This is a genomic window from Micromonospora sp. NPDC003776 (assembly GCF_053605645.1).
In genome coordinates this window covers 1-4,585 of sequence record NZ_JBSGJR010000558.1, presented here as the reverse complement: position 1 = coordinate 4,585, position 4,585 = coordinate 1, and the positions used below count along the sequence as shown (strand labels likewise).

Below are 4,585 nucleotides of genomic sequence, written 5' to 3'. Positions count from 1 at the left end.
CGCAGCGCGGCGATCCGCGCGGCGCCGGCCAGCGCGGTGGGCGCCGCGCCGGAGGTGAGCACGGCGTCGGCCCCGAGGTCGATGATCTGATCGATCGCCCGGAGCTGGTCGCCGACCTCGTCGAAGGCCTTGTGCACGGTCACCGGCAGCGGTCCCGCCGCCTCGATCAGGCGCCGCAGCACGGGCAGGTCGAGGCCGCCGTCGGTGGTGAGCGCACCGACCACCACCCCGACCTCGATCCGGTGCGGGTTGGGCAGGGCGCGGACGGCATCGATGTCGGCGAGCATGACCTGCTCCTCGATCTCGCTGACCCGGAAGTCGCCGCCCCGGGGACGGATCATGACCCGTAGCCCCACCCGGCGCAATGTGCGCAGGGCCACCGCCACCGTCCCCAGGCTGGGGGTGGTGCCGCCCTGACCGAGATCGGCGCAGAGCTCCAGCCGGTCGGCCCCGGCCGCCTCCGCCACGAGGGCGGTCGGCGCGTCACTCACGCAGATCTCCACGGTGGTCATACGGCCGCCCCGACGGGTGCGGCCGCCGCCGGCGACTCGGGACGCAGCGGGAAGTGGCAGGCCACCTGGTGCCGGTCACCGGCCAGCGGCGGCTCGGTCTGGCAGATCTCCTGAGCGAGGGGGCAGCGGGTGCGGAACCGGCACCCGGTGGGCGGGTTCAACGCGCTGGGCAGCTCGCCCCGGATGGTGGCGCCGTCACGAGCGGTCGCGGCGTTCGGCGTGATCGAGGGGACGGCGTCGATGAGCGCCTGCGTGTACGGATGCCGGGCGGCCCGGACGACCTCCCGGGCGGGCCCGACCTCGACGAGCTTGCCGAGGTACATGACGCCGATCCGGTCCGCCATGTAGTCGACGACCGACAGGTCGTGGCTGATGAACACGTACGCCAGGCCGAGTTCGCGCTGCAGGTCCCGCATGAGGTTGAGGACCTGCGCCTGGATCGACACGTCCAGCGCGCTCACCGGCTCGTCGCCGACGATCAGCCGGGGTTGCAGGGCCAGCGACCGGGCCAGCCCGATGCGCTGCAACTGGCCGCCGGAGAACTCGTGCGGGTAGCGCTCCAGCACCCGCCGCGACAGCCCGACCTGGTCGAGCAGGGTGGCGATCCGGGCCCGCCGCGCCGGCCCGTCGCCCACCTTCTGGATTTCCAGGGGTTCGGCGAGGATGGCGTCGACGCGCATCCGCGGGTTCATCGCGGCGTAGCTGTCCTGGAACATCAGTTGGACCTGCCGGTGCATGCGGCGGCGCTCCCGGCCGGCCAGGCCGGCGAGGTCCGCGCCGTCCAGCAGGATCTGGCCGGCGGTCGGCCGCTCCAGTCCGACGGCCAGCCGGCCGACGGTGGACTTGCCGCAGCCGGACTCGCCGACCAGCCCGAAGGTCTCCCCCGGACCGACGTCGAACGACACGCCCGCCACCGCGCTCACCTCGCCGGCGGTCCGGCGCAGCAGCCCTCGGCCGTGCGCCGCGTAGTTCTTGACCAGCCCCCGCACCGACAGGACGGGGGTCGCCGCCGGCTCGCCGGCTCCGGCGGTCGGGCCGGCCGGCTCCGGCGCGGGCGCCACCCGTACCGGTGTCGGCAGGGTGACCGGTGCGGCCGGTGCCGCGGGCACCGGGTGCAGGCAGGCGTGCTGGTGCGCGCCCGCGGACAGCGGGATCTCGCTGCTGCGGCACTCGTCGGTGACGTGCCGGCAGCGGGGCGCGAACCGGCAGCCGGTCAGCGGCCGGGACAGGTCCGGCGGCAGCCCCGGGATGCTGTAGAGCCGGGCGTGCGCTCCGGTCTCCCGGATCGCCGACTCCGGGAGCGCCTCCAGCAGCGCCTCGGTGTAGCGGTGCCGCGGGGAGCGGAACAACTGCTCGGTGGCAGCGGTCTCCACCACCCGTCCGGCGTACATGACGGCGACCCGGTCGGCGCGGCCGGCGATCACCCCCAGGTCGTGGGTGACCAGGATGACCGCCATCCCGAACTCTTCCCGCAGGTCGTCGATGAGTTCGAGGATCTGCCGCTGGGTGGTGACGTCGAGGGCCGTGGTCGGCTCGTCGGCGATGAGCAGGCGCGGGGAGCAGACCAGGGCCATCGCGATGGCGACCCGTTGCCGCATCCCGCCGGAGAGTTCGTGCGGGTAGTTGTCGACGATCCGGTCGGGTCGCGGCATGCCGACGCGGCGCAGGATCTCGATGGTCCGCTCGCGGGCTTCCGCCTTGCCGACTCGCTGGTGCACCCGGAGCGGCTCGGCGACCTGTACCCCGATGCGCATGGTCGGGTTGAGGGAGGTGAGCGGGTCCTGGAAGACCATGCCCATCCGGACGCCACGGATCCGCCGTACCTCGTCGGCGGGCAGCGAGCGCAGGTCGCGGCCCTCGAAGAGGATCTGTCCCCCGGACACCCGGCCGCCGGACGGCAGCAGACCCATGACCGACAGGGCGGTCATCGTCTTGCCGCTGCCGGACTCGCCCACGACGCCGAGGGTCTCCCCCGGCATGACCTGGAGGCTGACGCCGTCGAGGGCGTGCACGGTGCCGCGGCGCAGCGCGATGTCGGTGTCGAGATCCCGCAGCTCCAGCAGGGGCTGGAGGGTCGATTCGCTCATGTTCTGCTCCTGCTCAGCGCCGCCGGAGGCGGACCTCGAAGGCGTCCCTCAGCCCGTCGCCGATGAAGTTGAAGGCGAGGACGATGAGGATGATGGCGATTCCCGGCGGGTACAGCAGCCACCAGTGGCCGCTGTAGGTGTCCGCCAGGCCGTCGGAGAGCATCCCGCCCCAGTTCGCGGCCGGCGGCGGGACGCCGAGGCCGAGGAAGGACAGGTACGCGACGTAGAGGATGGCGTCGGCGACCTGGAAGGTGGCGTTGACGATCACCGTTCCGATGGCGTTCGGCACGATGTGCCGGCGTACGGCACGGCCGCCGGTGCCGCCCATGCCCCGCATCGCCTGGACGTATTCCCGGGAGCGCAGGGTCAGTGCCTCACCCCGGACCAGGCGGGCCGGCCCCAGCCAGGCGAAGGCGCCGATGATTAGGATGAGCATCGGCACGCTCGGGGTGACGATGGCGGCCAGCAGCATGAAGAGGAACAGCGACGGGATCGACATCATCGCGTCGACCACCCGCATCATCGCCGCGTCCGCCCAGCCGCCGACGAACCCGGCGACGGCGCCCCAGAGGGTGCCCAGGGCGGTGGCGAGGATCCCGGCGGCGAGCCCGACGATGATCGAGGTCTGCCCGCCGAGCATGAGCCGCCCCAGCTGGTCGTAGCCGACCCCGTCGGTGCCGAGTGGATGCCCCTGCTCGCCGGGGGCCAGATGCACGGCCATGAGGTCGGTGTGCACCTGATCGGTGTGGTAGAAGAGCGGGCCGAGGAAGCAGATGCCGGCCAGCAGGATGAACAGGGCCAGGCCGACCAGGGCGAGCCGGTTCTCGCAGAAGACGACCAGACCCTGCCGCCAGAGGCCGTGTACCGGCGTCTCGGCCGCGTCGGCCGGCTGGTCGGGGGCGGTGCCGGGGCGGACCGCCGCGGAGAGTGTGCTCATGACTTGCTCCCACCGAGTCGGACCCGGGGATCGACGGCGGCGTAGAGCAGGTCGGCGATCAGCGCGCCGACGACCGTCGCGATCGAGATGATGACGGTGACACCGAGCAGGATCGGGAAGTCGCGCTTGAGCGCCGCCTGCCAGAACAGCTGCCCCATGCCGGGGAAGTTGAACAACGACTCGACGACCAGCGCCCCGCTGAACAGCGCGGGCAGGTACATCCCGAGCAGCGCGATGACCGGGAACAGCCCGTTGCGCAGCGTGTGGCGCAACACCACCCGCCGCTCGGAGAGGCCCTTGCTGCGGGCGGTGCGGACGTAGTTCTCGTTGAGGTTGTCGACCATGGCGGAGCGGACGTACCGCGAGTAGACCGCGATGGTGACGATGGCGAGCGTGACGGTGGGCAGGACCAGCCCGGCCGGATCGGCGAGCACCTCGGCGACCGTGAAGCCCTGCGGCGCCTCCGGCGGCAGGATCGGCCAGACCTGCGAGAACAGGATGATCATCATGAGGCCCATGAAGAAGATGGGCGTGGCGTACGCCAGCAGCGACAGCGAGGTGATGGCGTAGTCGGGCCACCGGTTGCGGCGTACCGCCTGGATGACGCCGAGCGGGACGGCCAGCACGATGGCGAGCAGGGTCGACAGCAGCGACAGCACCATGGTCTTCGGCAGCCGTTGGCTGATCGCCTCGACGACCGACTGGTTGAGCTGGTACGAGTAGCCGAGATCGCCGTGCAGCAGGCGTTGCACGTACATGCCGTACTGCTGGATCCAGGGCCGGTCGTAGCCCATCGCGTGGTTGAACGCCGCCAACTGCTCCAGCGTCGCCTCCTTGCCGAGCGTGGCCCGTGCCGCGCCGCCGGGCAGCAGATGCAGGATGAGGAACGCGATCACCGTGACGATCACGACGACGACGAGGGCCTGGCCCAGGCGCGTGATGAGGTACCGGACCACGTGGGCGGTTCCTCCTCCCCGGTCGGGGCCCCGGGGGGGGGGGGGGGGGGGCCCGGGGGGGGGCGCGGAGGGGGTGGGGGTGGGGCTGGCGCT

At 72.3% G+C, this 4,585-nt stretch carries 4 protein-coding genes; all 4 read right to left on the bottom strand.

Annotation, left to right across the window (positions count from 1 at the left end; all coding sequences use genetic code 11):
- Positions 1–512, bottom strand: a 512-nt coding sequence (locus tag ACWEVO_RS30780) for a copper homeostasis protein CutC (RefSeq protein WP_452310970.1), incomplete at its 3' end; no start/stop codon positions are given.
- Positions 509–2,599, bottom strand: coding sequence for an ABC transporter ATP-binding protein (locus ACWEVO_RS30775; RefSeq protein ID WP_452310969.1), 2,091 nt, complete (start codon positions 2,597–2,599; stop codon positions 509–511). The genes ACWEVO_RS30780 and ACWEVO_RS30775, both read right to left, overlap by 4 nt.
- Positions 2,600–2,612: 13 nt before the next feature.
- Positions 2,613–3,536 carry an ABC transporter permease gene (locus tag ACWEVO_RS30770; protein WP_452310968.1) on the bottom strand — a complete coding sequence of 308 codons (924 nt, stop codon included), beginning with the start codon at positions 3,534–3,536 and terminating at the stop codon, positions 2,613–2,615.
- Positions 3,533–4,492 (bottom strand): ABC transporter permease, encoded by a 960-nt coding sequence (locus tag ACWEVO_RS30765; protein ID WP_452310967.1) that lies wholly within the window; start codon positions 4,490–4,492, stop codon positions 3,533–3,535. Before ACWEVO_RS30765 ends, ACWEVO_RS30770 begins: the two co-directional genes overlap by 4 nt.
- Positions 4,493–4,585 lie beyond the last annotated feature (93 nt).

Excerpts from the sequence above, each read along its gene's own strand:
- ACWEVO_RS30775 (WP_452310969.1), bottom strand. The coding sequence starts at position 2,599 with ATGAGCGAATCGACCCTCCAGCCCCTGCTGGAGCTGCGGGATCTCGAC.
- ACWEVO_RS30770 (WP_452310968.1), bottom strand. The coding sequence starts at position 3,536 with ATGAGCACACTCTCCGCGGCGGTCCGCCCCGGCACCGCCCCCGACCAG.